The sequence below is a fragment of the Companilactobacillus insicii genome, from assembly GCF_003946015.1.
GTDB classification, from domain to species: Bacteria; Bacillota; Bacilli; order Lactobacillales; family Lactobacillaceae; genus Companilactobacillus; species Companilactobacillus insicii.
In genome coordinates this window covers 1-2921 of sequence record NZ_RHNU01000066.1, presented here as the reverse complement: position 1 = coordinate 2921, position 2921 = coordinate 1, and the positions used below count along the sequence as shown (strand labels likewise).

General features: G+C 34.6%; 4 protein-coding genes. 1 reads left to right on the top strand and 3 read right to left on the bottom strand.

The window, feature by feature from the left end; all coding sequences use genetic code 11:
• Nucleotides 1–60: 60 nt before the first annotated feature.
• Nucleotides 61–537 (top strand): hypothetical protein, encoded by a 477-nt coding sequence (locus EKM79_RS12135; protein ID WP_125569154.1) that lies wholly within the window; start codon nt 61–63, stop codon nt 535–537.
• A gap of 154 nt (nt 538–691) precedes the next feature.
• Here the strand turns inward: EKM79_RS12135 and EKM79_RS12130 are convergent, their stop codons facing one another.
• From EKM79_RS12130 to EKM79_RS12120, 3 genes are all read right to left on the bottom strand, one after another.
• On the bottom strand, nt 692–1132 hold the full coding sequence (locus EKM79_RS12130; RefSeq protein WP_010625633.1) for a GNAT family N-acetyltransferase: 441 nt from the start codon (nt 1130–1132) through the stop codon (nt 692–694).
• Between the two features lie 31 nt (nt 1133–1163).
• A complete protein-coding gene (locus tag EKM79_RS12125; protein WP_076640407.1) occupies nt 1164–1829 on the bottom strand; it encodes a replication protein in 666 nt (221 codons plus the stop codon).
• An 83-nt stretch (nt 1830–1912) separates the two neighbouring features.
• Nucleotides 1913–2083 (bottom strand): hypothetical protein, encoded by a 171-nt coding sequence (locus tag EKM79_RS12120; protein WP_056949409.1) that lies wholly within the window; start codon nt 2081–2083, stop codon nt 1913–1915.
• Nucleotides 2084–2921 lie beyond the last annotated feature (838 nt).

Below are 2921 nucleotides of genomic sequence, written 5' to 3'. Positions count from 1 at the left end.
CAATTGCTTATATTATTAACGTAGGGCTTAAAGTTGAAAAAATTTGAAGGAGTAGATTTTATGTTAAGTGTATTAATTCCTTTAGTAGCTAGTTGTTTGATTGTTCCGGCAATGACATATTACCTTAATCGGCGATCACGTAAGGTTGCCAATTCCGAGTCAGATATTCTAGATGCAATTTCAATCTTGAAAGATGATGTTCATTCTGCCGATAGCGGATTAGCGGTGATTTCCCGTGACATATTTGCTTTTGTCAATAGTGGAACTGACCTTATAGATGACCATACTAGATATTTTTCGTCAAACAAAATGCAATTAGCCCGTGACTGGGAAACGTATGGGTATCATTTTAGCAATAAGGATATTAATGTTCTGATGCATAAGTTACTAGATGAACTGGATGAAGCTGACGAGTCTGTGATGAATATTAATTCCTCAAAAGAAGCCATTAGCTATACTTTCTATGATTGTGAAAGGCCTGAAGTTAAGGAACTATGCAGTCTATTGAACGCCGAGAGAAAGAAACTAGTGAAATAAAGTTAAGAGAATCAGCAGACCGAGTAAAACGAGGTCAATGCGCACTTATACACAACATGAAGTTGTGCCATGCTAAAAACCTAAAATTTTGTATCAGAAGTCGACTAATCAACAACAAAAAAGGACGGATCTAGTTATCCGTCCTTTCATCACATCATTCAGTTTCTTTATCGATTTCATTTGATAATTTCTTAACAAAAAAATGTTCTGTTCCAGTTAACGGATACTGTCTTTTTACGTAAACTTCTTTAAATCCAAATTTGGGATAAAAATCTTTACCTTGAAAATCAAATGTATATAAAAATATATTTTTACAATTACTCCGTATAGCTAAATCTTCGGCTTTTTTTAACAAATCCCGACCTAACCCATTTTTGCGCAAACTCTCATGAATAACTAAATAGTCTATATCCATCCAATTACCAAATATTTTTCCTGAAATCCCCCCCATAACATTCTCACTATCATCTTTTATGTAAATAGCAAAATCTGTTTGATTTGCAGTTTCAAAATTTTGCTTATTATACTTTCTGATCATATTTTGTAATGTCATTACGTCTGATTTTTCTGGTAATAATGTTTCTTCAAATTTCATAATTGCTTCCCCCTAAAATAAAATTAAACCCTTACTTATTATTCAATACTTCGCCTGTATCTTTATCAATATCTGCCCGACCATATCGACGTTCTTGATAAACAGCATCGAAATATAACCTTATCAGTCCAGTATGAGCTCTCAACACTGAATTTATAATTTTCATACTAGGCAAGCCATATTCAACCCCATGTAATTTAACAAAGCGCCTTAATTCACGCATATTTGCTAAATTATGATCATCAATTAAATCGCAAACATCATTCAACATATCGTCTTTATCTTCGACGTCAAGCGTTACATAACGATCAATATCAAAATTATTCAACAACCTAATATCAGCTTTAGAATATTTATGCTTATTTTTAGCAATAGCGTCTTTTGATTCATGCGTTAAATACAAATACATATTTTCCATACTCGTACTTACAATCTGAACCATAGCAACACTTTTATCTCCCAAAGAGCGCTTAACTTTCAAACGCACACTTTCAGCAGTTACAGGATTTTTTGAAACATAGATTACATGATAATGTTCTTTTTTATATTTTTGTCCCTCAACATCACTTAAATCCTTATCATGCAGAGGACTAATAGCAATCGGAACACCTATTAATTCTAAGTTATCTATCCAGTCATTTGGTATGCTTTCTGGATAAAGCAAAAAGGTGAAGTATCTAGCTTTTTCTTTACTCATTTGATATAATTACCTTACAAAAATTAGTAAAAACATTATAAAAACATGAGCGACTTTTCGAAGAGGGCGCTCTTTTTTTATACTCATTTTTGTCCTTTCTTATCTTCTTCAACAACTTTTTTCATATAATTTCGAACGTCATAAGTAACAATAGATCCAGTTTTAGCCAAAACTTTTTTATATTCAGAATATAATTCTTTGGGAATACGCATTGATACATTTTGGTATTCTATCGTTGATTTCTCTCTAGCCATTTATAACACTCCTTTTATGTTCATAAGAACATTATACAACTTTATATATATATATTCAACTACCTTTTTATCATTATATTTCCAAAATTTTGTTGGCGGTTTGTTGACTTTTTGTTGATCGCTGTAACACTTGGTGTGTATGGGTTTGTCAGGGTTTGTTGACCGATTTGGCACTCGGCACTTAAAAGGGGGGTCGTAGTACGGTCGCAAAATTCGCTCCCTCGCCCCCCTGATTTCCAAATTTCTATCCCGCACGAATAAAACCATGGGCGCTGCCCAAACCTGCAAGCTGTGTCAGCTTGACCCCATAAATGAGCGGGAGCTCCCGCTCAAACTCACCCCGCACTCGCCGTGAGGCAGGCAAAAAAAGCAGGTGTGCTTTTCTTTGCATGCGCAAAAGTGTCTTGGCCTAGTGAGTCTGTCAACTCCTTAAAGCCTCCTAGAACGGCTAAAAGCCGTTCTACGTCGATTTACCGTTGACGGACAGTAAATTATACGGGTAGCAGCCAAAATGGCTTATAGAGCAAATTAGAGGCATTTAAAAGCAATCTTCAAAGCCAATAAAGTCTGAAGGAGTTGGCGACTGGACTTTATTGGCTTTGAAGATTCCAACTGACGTTCGGCAAGGAAGAGACCACATATGGCTCTTATTTTCTATCTAGTGATTCCAATAGAAATGTTTAGAAGAGTATATCGTGAACTTATAAGGGGCTTAGAGAAGCATATTTAGTCTTTAAATAGATGCTGAATAGATTCAGTAGCAATTGCTTATATTATTAACGTAGGGCTTAAAGTTGAAAAAATTTGAAGGAGTAGATTTTATGTTAAGTGTATTAAT

What these genes read in the sequence shown, in the direction of transcription:
- EKM79_RS12135 (WP_125569154.1), top strand. Translation starts at nt 61, where the DNA reads ATGTTAAGTGTATTAATTCCTTTAGTAGCTAGTTGTTTGATTGTTCCG.
- EKM79_RS12130 (WP_010625633.1), bottom strand. Translation starts at nt 1,132, where the DNA reads ATGAAATTTGAAGAAACATTATTACCAGAAAAATCAGACGTAATGACA.
- EKM79_RS12125 (WP_076640407.1), bottom strand. Translation starts at nt 1,829, where the DNA reads ATGAGTAAAGAAAAAGCTAGATACTTCACCTTTTTGCTTTATCCAGAA.
- EKM79_RS12120 (WP_056949409.1), bottom strand. Translation starts at nt 2,083, where the DNA reads ATGGCTAGAGAGAAATCAACGATAGAATACCAAAATGTATCAATGCGT.